The organism is Prauserella shujinwangii (assembly GCF_003001955.1).
GTDB classification, from domain to species: Bacteria; Actinomycetota; Actinomycetes; order Mycobacteriales; family Pseudonocardiaceae; genus Qaidamihabitans; species Qaidamihabitans shujinwangii.
Genome location: NZ_PVNH01000009.1, coordinates 303,215 through 319,976, shown reverse-complemented (window position 1 = coordinate 319,976; position 16,762 = coordinate 303,215). Strand labels below are relative to the sequence as shown.

At 71.1% G+C, this 16,762-nt stretch carries 15 protein-coding genes and 1 tRNA gene; 14 read left to right on the top strand and 2 right to left on the bottom strand.

Going from position 1 to position 16,762, the window contains the following annotated elements; translation table 11 throughout:
• Positions 1 to 121 precede the first annotated feature (121 nt).
• The 4 genes from B0I33_RS22565 to B0I33_RS22550 all read left to right on the top strand — a co-directional run bounded on the left by B0I33_RS22565 (position 122) and on the right by B0I33_RS22550 (position 3,786).
• Positions 122 to 631 (top strand): hypothetical protein, encoded by a 510-nt coding sequence (locus tag B0I33_RS22565; protein ID WP_106180829.1) that lies wholly within the window; start codon positions 122 to 124, stop codon positions 629 to 631.
• Positions 631 to 2,076 (top strand): DUF3631 domain-containing protein, encoded by a 1,446-nt coding sequence (locus B0I33_RS22560; protein ID WP_106180828.1) that lies wholly within the window; start codon positions 631 to 633, stop codon positions 2,074 to 2,076. Before B0I33_RS22565 ends, B0I33_RS22560 begins: the two co-directional genes overlap by 1 nt.
• A gap of 163 nt (positions 2,077 to 2,239) precedes the next feature.
• Entirely contained in the window at positions 2,240 to 2,428 is a 189-nt protein-coding gene (locus tag B0I33_RS22555; RefSeq protein ID WP_106180827.1) for a helix-turn-helix transcriptional regulator, read from the top strand.
• A complete protein-coding gene (locus tag B0I33_RS22550) occupies positions 2,428 to 3,786 on the top strand; it encodes a tyrosine-type recombinase/integrase (protein WP_106180826.1) in 1,359 nt (452 codons plus the stop codon). The genes B0I33_RS22555 and B0I33_RS22550 overlap by 1 nt, the downstream gene beginning before the upstream one ends.
• Positions 3,787 to 3,907: 121 nt before the next feature.
• Here the strand turns inward: B0I33_RS22550 and B0I33_RS22545 are convergent.
• Positions 3,908 to 3,989: transfer RNA gene (locus B0I33_RS22545), tRNA-Tyr, on the bottom strand.
• A gap of 119 nt (positions 3,990 to 4,108) precedes the next feature.
• Here B0I33_RS22545 and B0I33_RS22540 point away from each other — a divergent pair.
• From B0I33_RS22540 to rfbA, 3 genes are all read left to right on the top strand, one after another.
• Positions 4,109 to 4,600 carry a YajQ family cyclic di-GMP-binding protein gene (locus B0I33_RS22540; RefSeq protein ID WP_106180825.1) on the top strand — a complete coding sequence of 164 codons (492 nt, stop codon included), beginning with the start codon at positions 4,109 to 4,111 and terminating at the stop codon, positions 4,598 to 4,600.
• Between the two features lie 106 nt (positions 4,601 to 4,706).
• Positions 4,707 to 5,864, top strand: coding sequence for a hypothetical protein (locus B0I33_RS22535; RefSeq protein WP_106180824.1), 1,158 nt, complete (start codon positions 4,707 to 4,709; stop codon positions 5,862 to 5,864).
• Between the two features lie 50 nt (positions 5,865 to 5,914).
• Positions 5,915 to 6,799 carry a glucose-1-phosphate thymidylyltransferase RfbA gene (gene rfbA / locus B0I33_RS22530; RefSeq protein ID WP_106180823.1) on the top strand — a complete coding sequence of 295 codons (885 nt, stop codon included), beginning with the start codon at positions 5,915 to 5,917 and terminating at the stop codon, positions 6,797 to 6,799.
• Between the two features lie 39 nt (positions 6,800 to 6,838).
• Here rfbA and htpX read toward each other — a convergent pair whose 3' ends face one another.
• Positions 6,839 to 7,705, bottom strand: coding sequence for a zinc metalloprotease HtpX (htpX, locus tag B0I33_RS22525; RefSeq protein ID WP_106180822.1), 867 nt, complete (start codon positions 7,703 to 7,705; stop codon positions 6,839 to 6,841).
• 213 nt (positions 7,706 to 7,918) lie between these two features.
• On the opposite strand from htpX, the gene B0I33_RS22520 reads away from it, so the two are divergent.
• From B0I33_RS22520 to B0I33_RS22490, 7 genes are all read left to right on the top strand, one after another.
• Complete coding sequence (locus B0I33_RS22520; RefSeq protein WP_146147545.1) at positions 7,919 to 8,893, top strand: YncE family protein; 975 nt, start codon at positions 7,919 to 7,921, stop codon at positions 8,891 to 8,893.
• A 121-nt stretch (positions 8,894 to 9,014) separates the two neighbouring features.
• The gene (locus B0I33_RS22515) at positions 9,015 to 9,887 is read left to right on the top strand and encodes an LLM class F420-dependent oxidoreductase (protein ID WP_106180820.1); all 873 of its coding nucleotides are present in this window, start codon (positions 9,015 to 9,017) and stop codon (positions 9,885 to 9,887) included.
• Between the two features lie 72 nt (positions 9,888 to 9,959).
• Positions 9,960 to 11,141, top strand: coding sequence for a BtrH N-terminal domain-containing protein (locus tag B0I33_RS22510; protein ID WP_245900936.1), 1,182 nt, complete (start codon positions 9,960 to 9,962; stop codon positions 11,139 to 11,141).
• An 80-nt stretch (positions 11,142 to 11,221) separates the two neighbouring features.
• Positions 11,222 to 12,538: a nucleotide sugar dehydrogenase gene (locus tag B0I33_RS22505; RefSeq protein WP_106180819.1), complete on the top strand. Its 1,317-nt coding sequence runs from the start codon at positions 11,222 to 11,224 to the stop codon at positions 12,536 to 12,538.
• Positions 12,528 to 13,718, top strand: coding sequence for a glycosyltransferase family 4 protein (locus B0I33_RS22500; protein ID WP_245900934.1), 1,191 nt, complete (start codon positions 12,528 to 12,530; stop codon positions 13,716 to 13,718). Before B0I33_RS22505 ends, B0I33_RS22500 begins: the two co-directional genes overlap by 11 nt.
• A gap of 101 nt (positions 13,719 to 13,819) precedes the next feature.
• Complete coding sequence (locus B0I33_RS22495) at positions 13,820 to 15,190, top strand: GumC domain-containing protein (protein ID WP_106180817.1); 1,371 nt, start codon at positions 13,820 to 13,822, stop codon at positions 15,188 to 15,190.
• Entirely contained in the window at positions 15,187 to 16,755 is a 1,569-nt protein-coding gene (locus B0I33_RS22490) for a Wzz/FepE/Etk N-terminal domain-containing protein (RefSeq protein ID WP_106180816.1), read from the top strand. Before B0I33_RS22495 ends, B0I33_RS22490 begins: the two co-directional genes overlap by 4 nt.
• Positions 16,756 to 16,762: the final 7 nt, after the last annotated feature.

Sequence of the window (16,762 nt, the reverse complement as noted above, 5' to 3'; positions counted from 1 at the left end):
CGCGCCGCGTGGGCGCGCTGCCCCCGTTAAGAGCTGCTGCCGGGCCGGTGGCCGAGCACCGCTCCCACCGGCCCGGCAGCCACCACCAACCATCCAGAAACCGTCTCTGGAGGCATCTCGCATGGAAACCCCGACGCCCGTCATCACCGACCCGGAACGGCAGTTCGTCGGCTGCCTGCTGTGGCTCCGCCTCGACCCGGCGCGGCGAGTACTGGCCGGGATGCGCGCCGACGACCTCGCCGACCCGATGTGCGCCCAGGTGCTCCAGCTCGTCATCGAGGTTGTCGCTGCCGGACATGCGCCGTGTCCGACGACCGTGTTCGCGCACGCCACCGCTACCGGGCGCGCCCCCGGCGAGGAACGCGCGCGGCTCGGGATGTGGCTGGCCGACACGTACGGCCACACCGTGCAGGTGCCCGACCTCGCGTTCCATCTCAAGGCCGTGGTGCTGGAGGCCGCATGGCGCCGCGCGATCGCCGAGTACGCCACCCGCCTGCTCCACGCGGCCGAGACCAGCCCAACCGAAGTGCTGCACGCCCTGACCGACGACCACGACAGCGCCGACGAACTGTGGCAGCGCTACCGCGCCGCACTTATCCACGCCACGACCAGTCTGGAGGTGGCCGCCTGATGACCCCCGACGTGCTGCTCGCGGCGACGGAGACCGTCCTCGACGACACCACGGCGCCGTGTGCCGAGTGCGGCGGCCCCCGCCGGAACTCACCCTCGCCGGACTTCTGTTCGGAGGAGTGCCAGACCCGCTGGCTGGCCGCGCATGCCAGCGGCCCGAGTGTGGTCGACGGTGGCGCCGCACCTGACACCGAGCTACCTGAGTCGGTCCCGGAGGTGTCCCTCTCGTGGCTGGGGCCGCCCCCGCCCGGGGCGATCGCCACGGCTGGGCACGAGGTGCTGGACGCGGTGCGGGAGTTCGTGGCGCGGTTCAACGCGTTCCCTTCCGAGCACTGCGCTCCCATGCTCGCGCTGTGGTACGCCCACACCCACGCCGCTGACCACTTCTACGTGACCCCGCGGCTGATCCTGGACTCGGCCGAGCCCGGCAGCGGCAAGACCCGCGTACTGGAGGTCGCCCAGTTCCTCGTGCGCGCGCCGGAGATGACCATCTCGGCCACCACCGCCGCACTGTTCCGCATGGTCGCCGACGGGCCGATCACGATCCTGTTCGACGAGGTGGATGCCATCTTCAACCCCAAGAACGGCGGCAACAACGAAGACCTGCGGGCCATGCTCAACGCCGGGTACAAGCGCTCGGCCACCATCGCCCGATGTGTGGGCGACGCCCGCGCCATGAAGGTCGAGAAGTTCCCCGTCTACGCCCCCGCCGCACTGGCAGGCATCGCCGGGCACATGCCCGCGACCATCACCACCCGCGCCATCACCGTGCACATGAAGCGCCGTCGCGCCGACGAGCAGGTCGCCGAGTTCTGGGAGGAGGACGTCGAACGCGAAGCACGCCCGGTGCGGGAACGCCTCGCCGCCTGGGTGGAGTCCGTGGGCGAGCAGGTCGGCCGCTCCCGCCCCACCATGCCCGAGGGCGTGCGAGACCGGGCCGCCGAAATCTGGCGCCCGCTCATCGCCATCGCCGACGCGGCCGGAGGGCACTGGCCCGACACCGCCCGCGCCGCCTGCGAACACTTCGTCGCCCACGCCAGCACCCAGCCCGACAGCATCGGCATCCGCCTACTGGCCGACCTCCGTGACCTCTACAGCCGCCACAACACCAACCGGATGACCACCGCCGACATCCTCACCGCTCTCCACGAACTCGACGAATCGCCCTGGGCCGAGCTGCAGGGCAAGCCGCTCGACGCCCGCCGCCTGGGCAAGCTCCTCGGCAAGTACGGCGTGCGCTCCAGCAACATCAAGCAGCCCGGCGGCTCGGTCGCCAAGGGCTACCGCCTCGACGGCGACGGCGGCCTCGCCGACGCCTGGAGCCGCTACCTGCCCACCGGCGCTACCTCCGCTACCAGCGCTACCCCGCAGGTCAACCCGGTAGCGGACACCGACGAGGTAGCGGCACCAACCGCTACCCCCGCCGACCACGTGCCGGACGGGTAGCGGACACAAGCGCTACCGCCCACGCATCCGCTACCCCGCTGACCAGGCACGTAGCGGACGTAGCGGTAGTAGCGGACAACCCCAGCCACCCACACCAGCCCAAGGAGCCACCCGTGTTCATCCCCCGCCGCCACAAGCACGACCACGGGGAGACGTCACCAGCATGGCCACCCACCGCCAGCACCTCACCATCGCCGACATCTGCCAGGAGCTAGGCATCTCGCGCCGCACCTTCTACGAGTGGCGCGCCAAGAAGCGCGCGCCGCGCTGTATCAAGCTGCCGAACGGTGATCTCCGTATTCGGCGCACCGATTTCCTCGACTGGCTCGACTCTTGCGAGGAGGCTGCCTGATGGAAACGACGCACAAGGTGCGAATCTGGGCTATCAAAACCTACACAGGAAAGAAGTCCACGTACCGCGTCCGTTGGATCGTGGACGGAAAGGAATTCGGCGACTCATTCGACACATTTGCGCTCGCCGACAGCTTTCGCGCCCGCCTCGTGTCGGCGTCACGAAATGGCGAGGCGTTCGAGAAAGACTCTGGCCTGCCAGTATCGCTCATCCGCGAGCAGCGCCGGATGAGCTGGTACGAATTCGCGTGCAAGTACGCGGACATGAAGTGGCCCGACGCCTCACCCAAGTACCGCAAGTCACTTGCCGAATCGTTGATGACGATCACCGTCCCGATGCTGCGTCCCGAACGTCCATTGCCGGATGCGAAGCTTTTACGGAAGGCCCTCAAGACCGCGTACAGCAAGCGAGCACGGGAGAAGAACACGTCGACAGAAGTCGCCACGGCATTGCGACTGGCCGAACGAGCAAGCCGAAGTGTGGCAGACCTAGCAAAACCCGAAATCCTGCGTGAGGTGCTACGTGCACTGGAACTGAAACTTGACGGTAACCGCGCTGCCGGGAACACCGTCCGCTTGCGTCGAGTTGCCCTTGGAAACGCCATCGACTATGCGATTGAGCTGAAGTTGCTTGACGACAACCCGTTAGCCGAGGTGAAGACGAGGAAGCGAAAGTTCACGCTTCGCCAGGTTGACCCCCAGGCTGTCGTCAACCCGATGCAGGCGCGAATGCTACTCGACGCAGTCGGCACGCTCGGCAAGCAGGGACCCCCGCTCGTGGCGTTCTTCGGACTGATGTACTACGCGGGCCTGCGGCCAGAGGAGGGCGCAAATCTCAAGAAGGAGAACTTGTCACTACCGCCGTCAGGCTGGGGCGAAATCCGTCTTGAGAAGGCCCGTCCCGAGATTGGGCAGGAATGGACTGACTCGGGACAGGCGAGCGAAGAAGGCCCATTGAAGCATCGAGAAGACAACACCGGCCGAACTGTGCCGTGCCCTCCCACCCTCACCGCCTTGCTGCACGATCACTTGTCCCGATTCGGGACCGCGCCGGACGGCCGCTTGTTCCGAGGTGCGCGGGACGGCGGCCGGATCGGCAGCACGGTCTACGGGCGTGTGTGGGCAGCAGCCCGCGCTAAGGTGTTCACCGCCGACGTGCTCGCTGGCCCACTCGCGAAGCGACCCTACGACCTGCGACATGCAGCCGTGTCTACCTGGCTCACGGCAGGAGTGACGCCGACCAAGGTAGCCGAGTGGGCCGGGCACAGCCTCACCGTCCTGCTACGCGTGTACGCCAAATGCCTGGACGGCAGCGAGCAGGCCGAGCGCGACCGCGTACAGCGGATGCTGGACGGCTGAAGCTTTGCCGCGTATTTGCCGCGAGCAACCGCGCAAGGCCACCCAGCGCTGCACACAGCCGCACAGACCACAATGGCCCCGCTGCCCTGTCTTAGCAGGTCAGCGGGGCCATCGGCTGGTGTGGCGGGTGAGGGATTCGAACCCCCGAAGGCAGAGCCGTCTGATTTACAGTCAGATCCCTTTGGCCGCTCGGGCAACCCGCCGGAGGCCGGGGCGTGCCCGACCGAGATACAGCGTACCCAACCCCATGTCGGGCCGAGCAGCGGGGTTGCCGCTGGCTAGGGTGGACCCATCCCAACCAGCCGACAACGAGGTGTGTGACGTGGCCGATCCGTCTTTCGACGTGGTGAGCAAGGTCGACCGGCAGGAGGTGGACAACGCGCTGAACCAGGCGAGCAAGGAGGTGTCCACGCGGTTCGACTTCCGGGGGACCGGCGCCAGGATCGAGTGGTCCGGCGAGGAGGCCGTCACGATCCAGGCCGAGACCGAGGAGCGCGCCCGCGCCGCCACCGAGGTCTTCAAGGAGAAGCTGATCAAGCGGGGCATCTCGCTGAAGGCGTTCGAGGCGGACGAACCCGCGTCCTCCGGCAAGGTGTACAAGGTCAACGGCAAGATCCTCGAGGGCATCTCCGCCGAGAAGGCGAAGCAGATCTCCAAGTTCATCCGCGACGAGGGCCCGAAGGGCGTCCAGGCCCAGATCCAGGGCGACCAGCTGCGCGTGACCGGCAAGAAGAAGGACCACCTGCAGGAGGTCATCGCCCTGCTGAAGAACGAGGACTTCGGTATCGCCCTCCAGTTCACCAACTACCGGTAGGGCTGGCCGGCCCGCGGACAAACCCGCCAAAGGGGACGTGTCCCTGAACGCCCGGAACCTCCTGAACGTGGTGTAATCGCGCCGTCACCGAACGGGAGGTATCGCGATGCGCCGGGTGTTCGCCGCCCTGCTCGGCCTGCTGCTGGTCGGGGGGCTGGTCACCCCGGCCGGGGCGGAGCGGGCCGGACGGAAGCCGCTGCACCCCGGCATGGGCGCCTATCCCCGCCTCATCCGCGTCGACCACGCCGGACCGGGCCGGGACGGCCGCATCCTCGCCTCCCTCACCAGCCGCGACCGCCGCGGGCACTACACGCCGATCTACGAGAGCCGCGACGAGGGCGCGACGTTCTCCCTGGTCGGCGAGATCCGCGACCCCGCGGGGCGGCACGGGATGTGCTGCGGCACCCTCTACGAGCTGCCGCAGCGGGTGGGCCGCCTCCGCGAGGGCACCCTGCTCTGGGCCGCCAGCTACCGGCACCAGGCGGGCCCCTCGCGGCGCATCGGCATCCGTGTGTGGGCCAGCCGCAACCTCGGCCGCAGTTGGCAGTTCCTCGCCGAGCCGGTCCGTTCCCACAACCACGACGGCGTGTGGGAGCCGGAGTTCAACATCGACGCGGGCGGCAACCTCTGGCTGCACTACGCCGACGAGACCGAGGCCCCCGGGCACGCCCAGGTGCTCAACCGCATCGCCTCCACCGACGGCATCCACTGGGGTACCAAGCAGCGGACGATGGCCATCGCGCCGCACCGCGTCCGCCCCGGCATGCCCATCGTGCGCAGGCTGCCGAACGGGCGCTACTACTTCTCCTACGAGATCTGCAACTACGGCGACCGCTTCTGCGATCCGTACTCGAAGATCTCCCCCGACGGCGCCAACTTCGGCGACCCCACCGAACCGGGCAGGCGGGCGGCCACGGCGAACGGCAACCACTTCCAGCACGCGCCGACGATCACACTCTTCCCCGGCGGGCCCCGGGGTGTGCGCATCCTCATGGTCGGCCAGATCTACGTCGACCGGAAGGGCAGGCCGCTGCCCGGCAACGGGCGCACCCTGCTCGCGAACGACCAGCTCGGCGCCGGTCCCTGGTACGAGGTACCGGCTCCGGTGCACGTCGGGCGCCCGTTCGACGACTGGTGCCCCAACTACAGCTCCACCCTGCTCCCGGTCGACGGCGGCAGCAACGTGCTGCAGGTCGCCGCCGACTACGCCGGGGGTGTGTGCCGGACCTACTACGCGAAGGGCCCGGCCCGGCCGTCCCGATAGTGTGTGCCCCCGGGCAGCATTACTCGATCAGGTGAGGCGGGATCCGACGGATGAAGGGCATCGTGCTGGCGGGCGGCAGCGGCACCCGGCTCCACCCCATCACACAGGCGGTGTCGAAGCAGTTGCTGCCGGTGTACGACAAGCCGATGATCTACTACCCGCTTTCGGTCCTCATGCTCGCCGGACTGCGGGAGATCCTGGTCATCTCCACTCCCACCGACCTGCCGAACTTCCAGCGCCTGCTCGGCGACGGCAGCCAGTTCGGGCTCGACCTGAGCTACGCCGAGCAGCCCAGCCCCAACGGTCTCGCCGAGGCGTTCGTGATCGGCGCCGGCTTCATCGGCGGCGACGACGTGGCCCTCATCCTCGGCGACAACATCTTCTACGGCCAGGGCTTCTCCTCCATGCTGCAGCACGAGGTGTCCACGCTCGACGGCTGCGCGCTGTTCGGCTACCCGGTGAAGGACCCCCAGCGCTACGGGGTGGGCGAGATCGACGCCGACGGCAAGCTGCTCTCGATCGAGGAGAAGCCCGCCCGGCCCCGGTCCAACAAGGCCATCACCGGCCTGTACTTCTACGACAACGAGGTCGTGGAGATCGCCCGGGGGCTGCGCCCCTCGACCCGCGGCGAGCTGGAGATCACCGACGTCAACACGACCTACCTGCGGCAGGGCCGCGCGCGGCTGGTGGAGCTCAGCCGCGGGTTCGCGTGGCTCGACACGGGCACGCACGACTCGCTGCTCGAGGCCGCCCAGTTCGTGCAGGTCCTGGAACACCGCACGGGCGTGCGCATCGCCTGCCTTGAGGAAGTCGCCCTGCGCATGGGGTTCATCGACGCCGACGAGTGCTTCCAGCTGGGGGCGAAGCTCGCCAAGTCGGGCTACGGCGACTACGTGATGTCCGTGGCCAGGAACGCGGGCGCCACCGGCTCGTGAGTGTTTTCCGTGGTTAGAACCACGGAAAACACTCACGAGTCAGTAGGGGCGGCGGGCCATCTCCTCCAGGCGCCGCACGCGGTCCTCGATCGGCGGGTGCGAGGAGAACATCTGCGACAGCCGCTCGCCCGGCCGGAACGGGTTCGCGATCATCAGGTGCGACTGCGACACCACCCTCGGCTCCGGTGCCAGCGGCAGCTGCCGGGTGCCCCGCTCCAGCTTGCGCAGCGCGGACGCCAGCGCCAGCGGGTCACCGGTCAGCTCCGCGCCGGACGCGTCGGCCTGGTACTCCCGCGAGCGGCTGATGCTCATGCGGATGATGCCGGCCGCGATGGGACCGAGCAGGATGAGCAGCAGCGCGACGAGCGGGTTGCCACCGCCCTCGCGGTTCCCGCCACCGAACATCCCCGCGAACAACGCCATGTTCGCCACCACGCTCACCACCGAGGCCAGCGCACCGGCCACCGAGGAGATGAGGATGTCGCGGTTGTAGACGTGGGACAGCTCGTGCCCGAGCACCGCGCGTAGTTCCCGCTCGTCGAGGATCGACAGGATGCCGGTGGTGCAGCACACCGCGGCGTTCCTCGGGTTGCGCCCGGTCGCGAACGCGTTCGGCGCCTGCGTGGGACTGACGTACAGCCGCGGCATCGGCTGCCGCGCCTGCGTGGCGAGCTCCCGCACGATCCGGTACATCGCGGGCTGCTGCGCCTCCGACACGGGCTGGGCCCGCATGGCGCGCAGGGCGAGCTTGTCCGAGTTGAAGTAGGCGTAGGCGTTCATGGCCAGCGCGACGGCGAGGCCGATGAAGATCGCGCCGCGACCGAAGATCGCGCTGATCCCCACGATCATGGCACTCAGCAGGCCGAGCAGCATCGCGGTCTTCAACCCGTTCCGGTGGCTGTGCACGCGCCCTACCCTCCCTTCGAGTGCCGGGCGATCCGGCGTCCTTCCTACTCGCTGGAACGCTGCTGGTGGCCGCGAAGTTCCTGGTCGGCGGTCACCCAGGCGGGTCAGCCACCCCTGGCGTTCCCCGTTTCAACCCTCGTCAAGCTCCCGCGCGGGTTACGGTCCGGCAGACAACGCCGGTGTTCGGTGCACCGCCAACCCGGGGAGGTGCCCGTGCCCGAACCGACCCTGAACCGTCGTGGCCTGCTGGTCTCGGCCCTCGCGGCCGCCGCGGCCGTGGTGCCGTCCGCCGCGACGGCGACACCGCTGGTCAGCCGGGTGGCCGTGGGCCGGAGGCCGGGCGCGATCGCGGTGAACTCGGCCACCGGCACCGTCTACGTGGCCAACACCGGCGACGGCACCGTGTCCGTCCTCGATGTCGCCGGCGGCGGCCGGGTGACGCTGCGGCACACGGTCCCGGTCGCGCGGACGGTCACCGATGCGGCCGTGCACGAGGACACCGGCGCCGTGTACGTGAGCAACGCGCGGGCGGGCACGGTGTCGGTGCTCGACGGCGACGGCGGCGTGTTCACCACGATCGCCGCGGGCCCCGGCGCCGCGGTGCTCGGCGTGGACGAGACGGCGGGCGTGATCTGTGTCGGCAGCGCACGCACCGGCGCGGTGACGCTGCTCGACGGCACCGGTCACACGCTGTCGGCCGTGCTGCCCGGCACCGGCGGTCCCCGGTCGGGAGTGGCCGTCGACCCCGGGAGGCGCCGTGCCTACCTGGCGAGCGCCGACCGGGCGGGAGTCGAGGTGCTCGACCTGGTGCGGCGCGAGTTCACCGGCGGCTTCGGCGTCGGCAGGGCACCCGAGGGCATCGCGGTGCACCGGACCACCGGCACCATCCACGTCGCCAACGCGGGCATCCACCATCTCTCGATCGTGGACGGCGAGACGCTCGTGGAGCGGGACACGGTGCTGCTGCGCAGCGCCGCGTCCTCGGTGGCCGTGCACCAGGCCACCGGCACCGTGTACACCAACGGCGGGCCGAACGGCATCGCCCGCGTCGACGGCGCCGCCGCGAAGCTGACCGGGGAGCTCTCCCTCGGCATCAACCCGGGCGCGGTCGCCGTCGACCAGCGCACCGGCACCGTGTACGTCGCCGACCCGGTGCACGACGCCGTCCTGGTGATCACGGACTTCTGAGTCGTGAGTGGGGAACGTGGTTCTCACCACGTTCCCCACTCACGACGAGGCCTACCTGGAGTAACTCCGGGGGTACGGTCGGTGGCGGAGCTGATCGGATCACCACGAAGGCGTACTCACCATGGAACTCGGACTGCAGATTCCTGACTTCACCTGGCCGGGCGGACCGGAGGAACTCGCGCCCCGGCTCGCCGAGATCGCCCGCACCGCGGACGACGCGGGCTTCGCCTACCTCGCGGTCATGGACCACTTCTTCCAGATCGACGTGGTCGGGCCCGCCGAGAACGACATGCTGGAGGCCTACACCACGCTGGGCTACCTGGCCGCGCACACGAGCAGGGCCAAGCTGCTCACCGTCATCACGGGCGCGTTCTACCGCCATCCGGGCCTGCTCGCGAAGGCCGTCACCACACTGGACGTGCTCTCCGGCGGCCGGGCGATGCTCGGCGTCGGCGCGGGCTGGAACGAGGAGGAGTCGGTGGGGCTCGGCTTCCGCTTCCCGCCGGTGGCGGAGCGGTTCGAACTGCTGGAGGACGCGGTCCGGTACTGCCTGCGGATGTGGTCGGACAGCGACGAGGCGTTCGCGGGCACCCACGTCGAGGCCGAGCGGCTGCTCAACGTCCCGCAGGCGCTGTCGCGGCCGCACCCGCCGATCATGATCGGCGGCGGGGGCGAGAAGAAGACGTTGCGGCTGGTGGCGCGGTACGCCCAGGCGTGCAACGTGTTCAACGGTCCCGACCTGGAACGCAAGCTGGACGTGCTGCGGGCGCACTGCGAGGCGGAGGGGCGCGACTACGCCAGCATCACCAAGACCGTGTACCACTTCTTCGACATCGGCGAGCGGGGCGAGAAGACCGGTGAGCTGATCGACGAGCTGCGCAGGCTGCACGGTCTCGGCGTGGACGCGGTCATCGGCGGTCTGCGCGGCGTCCACGACCCCGCGAAGCTGGAGACGTTCCGGCGCGAGGTCATCCCGGCGGCCGCTTCCTTCTAGACTGTCATGAGTGGCTCGTTACTGGCGAAAACGTCAGTAACGAGCCACTCATGACATCCGGGAGGTCAGGTCTTGACGGAGCGGGAGTACCGGCTGCGGGGTGGCAGGCAACCGGACGTCTCCGCGCTCGCCAACCTGCTGGCCCACCACGGCATCGCCGGTCCGGACGCAGCACCGCTCACCGAGCCGCTGCTGTTCCTGGCCGGGGGCGGGATCGGCGCCGGGTACCACCTCGGCGAGTTCACCGCCGACGGCAGCAAGACGCTGACACTGGGCTTCCGCGACCGTCCCGGCGACCACCGCGGCTGGCTTTCGTCCACTGTGGAGCGTCTTGGTCTTCCCGTCCCGCACACCACCGGCTGGGCGCGCGTTGCGGGCAAGCGGCTCGGCACCGAGCTGGCGGCCGGCCGGCCCGCCCTGGTGCTGCCGGAGCGGTCGGCGGCGGGCTACTGGCAGCTGCCCGAGGACACCGGGGGCGCGGGCGCGCATTTCGTGGTGGCGTACGCGGAGACCGGGGACGGCGTCCTGGTCGACGACCGCAACACCGCGCCGCTGACCGTGGACCGCGCCACGCTCACCCGTGCCCGGTCCCGCGCCGGTGCCCGCCACGTGCTGCTCGCCTTCCGGCCGGACGACAGGGAGCACGGCACACCCGTGGACCCGGCCGCCGCCGTGCGCGCCGGGCTCGCCCACTGCGCCCGCACCTGCCGCGCCGAGGCCTGGGCCACGTGGGCCCGGCAGGTCACCGACGAGCGCGCCCGCAAGAACTGGCCCACGGTGTTCGCCGAGCGGCGCGGGCTCGTCGGCGCCCTGCTCTCGGCGTGGACGGCGATCTCCCCCTCCGGCCCGGGTGGCGGCCACCTGCGCGACCTGTTCGCCGACGGACTGGCCGAGGCCGCGCCGCTGCTCGGCGAACCCGCCCTCACCGAGCACGCGCGCACGTGGCGCGCGATCGCCGGCCGCTGGCAGGAGCTGGCCAGGGTGCTGCTCGGCGACGACCACCCGGAGTTCGGCTGGATGCGGGGGCTCGTCAGCCGCGTCGGCGACGGCGTGCGCGCCGGAGACGCCGGGCGGGAAGCCGCCGCCGGGGCCGCCACCGAGCTGCGGCGGCTGCGCACGCACTACGACGCCGAGACGCCCTTCACCGAACGGCAGGCCCGCGCCCTGTTCGCCGAGCTCGGCGCCCGGCTGCAGGACATCCATGTCGACGAATCCCGTGCCATCGCGGCACTTCGTGACATCACCACTCGGTAAACCCCGTAACGACCGCGCTCCGCCCAGCGAATCAGCAGGCAGGTCGCGCGACTGCCGGCAGGCAGCGGAAGGGGAGCCGGATGAAGATCAGTGTCTTCGGGCTCGGCTACGTGGGTTGCGTTTCCGCCGCCTGCCTGGGGGAACAGGGCCACGAGGTGGTCGGCGTCGACGTCAACCCGGTGAAGGTCGACCTCGTCCGCGCGGGCAAGGCCCCGGTCGTCGAGGAGCGGATCGGGGACCTGACCGCGCGGGTCGTCGCGTCCGGCGCGCTGCGGGCCACCGCGGACGTCGCCGCCGCGATCACCGGCAGTGACGTCTCCCTGATCTGTGTCGGCACCCCGTCGGAGCCCAACGGCAGCCTCTCCACCGCCTACCTGGAGCGGGTGACCGAGCAGATCGGTGAGGCACTCGCCGGGCACGACCGCAGGCACACGGTCGTCTTCCGCAGCACGATGCTGCCCGGCACGTGCCTCGACCTGCTGGTGCCCATCCTGGAGAAGGCGTCCGGCCGCACCGCGGGGGTCGACTTCGGCGTCGCGGTGAACCCGGAGTTCCTGCGCGAGGGCAGCAGCGTGCGCGACTTCTTCGACCCGCCGAAGACCGTCATCGGCGAACTGGACGAGGCCAGCGGCGACGTGGTGGCCGCGCTCTATGCCGGTCTGCCCGGTGCGGTGTTCCGCGTGCCGATCCCGGTGGCCGAGATGACGAAGTACGCGGACAACGCGTTCCACGGCCTGAAGATCGGCTTCGCCAACGAGCTGGGCGCCGTCTGCCGCGCGCTCGGCCTCGACTCGCACCGCGTGATGGACGTCTTCCTCGCCGACCGCAAGCTGAACATCAGCCCCGCCTACCTGCGGCCCGGCTTTGCGTTCGGCGGCTCGTGCCTGCCGAAGGACCTGCGTGGCCTGGTGTACGCCGCGCAGCGCGCCGACGTGTCCGTGCCGATCCTCGCCCACGTGCTGCCGTCCAACGAGGAGCACCTGCGGCGCGCGTTCGAGCTGGTCGCCCGCACCGGCAAACGGCGGGTCGGGCTGTTCGGGCTCTCGTTCAAACCCGGTACCGACGACCTGCGGGAGAGCCCGCTGGTGGAGCTCGCGGAACGGCTCCTCGGCAAGGGCTACCACCTGAAGATCCATGACGCCAACGTGAGCCTGTCCCGCCTGCTCGGCGCCAACCGCGAGTACATCGAGAGCAGGCTGCCGCACCTCGGCCAGCTGCTCGCCGCCTCCGTCGAGGAGGTACTGGAACACGCCGAGGTCTGCCTGGTCGGCACGGCCGACCCCGCGGTACTCGGCGCTCTGCCGCACGGCGGGGACCAGGTGATCGTCGACCTCGTCCGCCTCCCCGACGCCGACCGACGCCGAACCGAAGAGGGATACGTTGGCCTTGCCTGGTAGCCGCCCCCACCGAGCACTGATCCTCGTCGAGAACCTCTCCGTCCCGTTCGACCGCCGGGTGTGGCAGGAATGCACCACGCTGCGCGACGCGGGCTGGGAAGTACACGTCATCTGTCCACAGGGGACGAAACGGGACACCGAGCGCGAGGTCGTCGTCGACGGCGTGCACATCCTCCGCTACCCGCTGCGCGCCGCCACCGGAGGACCTTCGGGCTACCTGTCGGAGTACGGCTCGGCGCTGTGGCACACGCTGCGGCTGGCCCGCAGGGTCGGCCGGGTGGACGTGATCCACGCGTGCAACCCGCCCGACCTGCTGTTCGTGGTCGGGCTGCTGGGCAAGCTCCGCGGGGCGCGGTTCGTCTTCGACCAGCACGACCTGGTGCCCGAGCTGTACCTGTCCCGGTTCGACCGGGGGAAGGACCTCCTCTACCGCGCCGTGTGCGCGCTGGAGCGGCTCACCTACCGGGTCGCCGACGTCGTGATCGCGACCAACGAGAGCTACCGCGACGTGGCGCTGCGGCGGGGTCGCAGGCGCCCGGAGGACGTGTTCGTGGTGCGCAGCGCGCCCGCGGTCGACCGGTTCCGGCAGGTGCCGCCCGAGCCGGGGCTGAAGCGGGGCAAGCCGCACCTGCTGTGCTACCTCGGCGTGATGGGACCGCAGGACGGCGTCGACTACGCGCTGCGGTCGCTCGCGAAGCTCCGCGACGACCTGGACCGCACCGACTGGCACGCCGTGTTCGTCGGCGCGGGCGACACCTTCGACGAGATGGTGGCGCTGTCCCGGCGGCTGGGACTCGACGACCTCGTCGAGTTCACCGGCCGCATCCCCGACGAGGACCTGGTGCGCTACCTGTCCACCGCCGACGTCTGCCTCGCACCCGATCCGCTGAACCCGCTCAACGACGTGTCCACGATGAACAAGATCATGGAGTACATGGCGATGAGCCGCCCCGTCGTCTCGTTCGACCTGCGCGAGGCCCGGGTCTCCGCGGGCGACGCGGCCGTCTACGCGCCGGCCAACGACGAGACGGAGTTCGCCAAGCTCGTCGCCCGGCTGCTCGATGACCCCGGCGAGCGCGCCCACATGGGCCGCATCGGCAAGGAGCGCGTCGACGGGCCGCTGTCCTGGGCGAATTCCGCAAGGTCACTGCTCGCCGCCTACGCGGCGACGCGCGATTGACCGCCACGTTTCATTTCGAACAAGACTCCCGGCCGACTGTAACCAATGCCGTGATCGGCGCGACGTGTTGGGGAAAGCCGATCAGAGGGGGGACCCCGACGTTGAGTGACGATCTGGTGCGTCTGCCCGTGATCGGGCGGCTGCTGCGCAGGCGGTGGCGAGCATTGCTCGCGCTCGCCGCGGTCGGCGCGCTCGTCGGCGCCGGCGCCTCCCTGCTGTTCTCCCCCGGGTACGAGACGACGAGCAGCGTCCTGCTGCAGGGCCCCCGCGAGGAGGACGAGCTGCTCACCGAAGCCGAGATCGCCACCAGCTCGGTGGTCCTCGACCGGACCGCCTCCGCGCTCGGCTGGGGTGTCCCCGGCCAGGAGCTGGACGATGTGGTCGAGGCCGCCGTGCTCAACGGCAACGTCATCGAGATCAGGGCGACCGCCGAGACCCCGGAGCGGGCGCAACGGCTCGCCGACCTGGTGGCGGAGGAGTACGTGGCCTTCTCCACCCAGCTGGTGACCGACCCCGGTGAGGCGTCCGCCCAGATGCTCAAGGAGCAGCGGGAGGTGCTGCGGCAGCGGGTGGCGCAGACGAACGAGCGGATCACCCGGCTGCACGAGTCGGTCGCCGGGCAGGGCACGTCGGTGGAGAGCGTGCAGGCCCGCACGCAGCTCGAGGCACTGCGGACCTCCCTGGAGGACGCGATGACCACCCTCGCCGAGGCGGAGGAGGCGTCCAGCAGGGCGAACATGGTGGTGATGGGCCCCGCGGCGCTGTCCACGGAACAGGCTGCCCCCACGATGGCGCAGTTCGTCGCGGGCGGCGCGGTCGTGTTCGTCCTGCTCGGGATCTTCGGTCACCTCGCCGCGGCGAGGGCAGACCGCAGGCTGCGCAACGAGGCCGACATCGTCGCCGCGCTCGGCGCCCCGATGGTCGGCAGCGTCGACGTCCCGTCCGGCGCCGACCCCGGCGCGCGGGCCACCGGGCCGCTCGGCCGCCTGCGCCGGGTGCTCGGCACCGACCGGCCGTGGAACGTGCCCGAGCCACCCGCGCCCGCCGACGACGCCGCGGTGACCGTGCGGTACCGGCGAGTGCTCGCGCGTTTCCGGGGCGGGCCCGGATCCTCCCGGCGCGTCCTCGTGCTGGTTCCCGACGACGACGCGCCCGCGGGGCGGGCCGCCGACCGGCTGCTGGCGACCAACGACCGCGCGGCGAACCTGGAGCTGCGGCTGGTGCGGATCACCGCGGGCAGGCCCACCGTTCCGGACACCGCGGGCTCCTCGGGCGCGCTGCTGGTGCTCACGCCCGGCACGCGGACCGCGTGGGAACTGGTCGGCATCACCGAGGCCTGCGCGGAGGCGGGACAGGCTGTGCTCGGCGCCGTCCTCACCCAGCCGACGGCGCGGGGGGATGGCAGTGGGCAGGGACCGGAACCGGCCGCGACGGCCCCGGTGCACGACGGCGTGATGGCGGGTTCGGCATGACGGCACACAACGTGGACAGCCAACCGCTGATCGACCTCGGCAGGCTCGCCGTCGCCGTGCGCAGGCGGCGCCGTTTCTGGCTCTCGTTCGGCCTCCTCGGCCTGCTGCTCGGCGGGGCGCTGGCGGTGCTGATGCCCGCACCCCCGACGGCGGTCACCCAGCTGCTGATCGTGCACGAGGACGACCAGCCCTCCGACGGCGGCAGCCTGATGCGCACCGATGTCGCGCTGCTGCAGACGACCCGGATCGCGAAGGCCGCGCTGGACGAGCTGGGCTCGGCCGAGCGGCCCGAGCGGTTCCTCAAGACGTACGAGGCGACCGGGCTGACGAGCAACGTCCTCGAACTCAAGGTCGAGGGCAGCAGCCCCGAGGACGCGGTGGCCAGGGCCCAGGCGCTCGCCGACGTCTTCGTCGCCGACCACGTGCGGCGTGTGCAGGCCGCCGCCGACGCCGAGGCGCAGGCACTGCGCGACCAGCGCACCGATCTGCAGCAGGAGCTCGCCCAGCTCAACGGGTCGATCGCGGAGAAGGAGGCCGAGTTCGGCACCGGCAACGCCGCCGAGCTGGAGACGCTCTACGCGCGGCGGGCCGAGCTGGCATCGCAGATCTCCGAGCTCGGCCGGCGCGCCGACGAGGCCGGGATCGGGGCGCCCAGGGTGGCCGCGGGCACGCAGATCGTGGACGCGCCCCGCCCGGTGCCCGCGTCGCTCCTGAGCACGGGCGCGCTGAACTCGGCGGTCGGTCTCGTGCTCGGCCTCGCCGCCGGGCTCGCCCTGACCGCGGTGTCCAGCGTCGTGCGCGACCGGCCGGTGCTGCGCAAGGACATGTCCGCCCACCTCGGTGCCTCGGTGCTCGCGCAGCTCGCGCTGCCCGGGCGCGGACCGGCCCGGCTGTGGCGGCGTGCGCGGGCCACGGCCGAGCGGCAGCGGGTCGCGGCCACGCTCGCCCGCGCGATCCGCACCGGCCAGGGCCCGGTGTCGCTGCTAGACCTCGGTTGCCCGAAGGCCACCGCGGCGCTGTCCGTGGACGTCGCCAGGCAGCTGGCCACGGACGGCCCGGTGACGCTCGTGGACGACCTGCCCGGCACGGACCTCGCGGCGCTCGCCGGGGACGACGGCACCGTCCGCGTCCGGGACGGCGCGGCGCCCGCGCCGCGGCCGGGGCCGCGCGAACGCCTGCTCGGCGTCGGCTCGGTCGCCCCCGGTACCGCCTGGACCGACCTGCCCGGGCTCGGCGCCGAGACCGTGCTCGTCGTGCGCGCGGGGCACGCGAGCACGTCCTGGCTGCACACGGTCGCGCGGCAGCTCGCGGACGCGCGCATCCCCATCGTCGGGGTGGTGCTGGTGGAGGCCGACCCCAAGGACTCCTCGGACGGCACGCTCTGGGACGGCCTGCACACGGCGCTGCGCGGCCGGGCAGGCGGCGACGGGCAGCCGCGTCCCCCGGCGACCGACGACACCCCGACGACCCAGCTCGCCCCGGTGCCCAACGGCAACGGCAAGCAGTCGTCCGGCGCGGACCTGCCGACGAAGCGGTTCGCCCCCATCGGCAAGGTGAAGGACTGAGAGGCCC

What these genes read in the sequence shown, in the direction of transcription:
- B0I33_RS22565 (WP_106180829.1), top strand. Translation starts at nt 122, where the DNA reads ATGGAAACCCCGACGCCCGTCATCACCGACCCGGAACGGCAGTTCGTC.
- B0I33_RS22560 (WP_106180828.1), top strand. Translation starts at nt 631, where the DNA reads ATGACCCCCGACGTGCTGCTCGCGGCGACGGAGACCGTCCTCGACGAC.
- B0I33_RS22555 (WP_106180827.1), top strand. Translation starts at nt 2,240, where the DNA reads ATGGCCACCCACCGCCAGCACCTCACCATCGCCGACATCTGCCAGGAG.
- B0I33_RS22550 (WP_106180826.1), top strand. Translation starts at nt 2,428, where the DNA reads ATGGAAACGACGCACAAGGTGCGAATCTGGGCTATCAAAACCTACACA.
- B0I33_RS22535 (WP_106180824.1), top strand. Translation starts at nt 4,707, where the DNA reads ATGCGCCGGGTGTTCGCCGCCCTGCTCGGCCTGCTGCTGGTCGGGGGG.
- rfbA (WP_106180823.1), top strand. Translation starts at nt 5,915, where the DNA reads ATGAAGGGCATCGTGCTGGCGGGCGGCAGCGGCACCCGGCTCCACCCC.
- B0I33_RS22515 (WP_106180820.1), top strand. Translation starts at nt 9,015, where the DNA reads ATGGAACTCGGACTGCAGATTCCTGACTTCACCTGGCCGGGCGGACCG.
- B0I33_RS22505 (WP_106180819.1), top strand. Translation starts at nt 11,222, where the DNA reads ATGAAGATCAGTGTCTTCGGGCTCGGCTACGTGGGTTGCGTTTCCGCC.
- B0I33_RS22490 (WP_106180816.1), top strand. Translation starts at nt 15,187, where the DNA reads ATGACGGCACACAACGTGGACAGCCAACCGCTGATCGACCTCGGCAGG.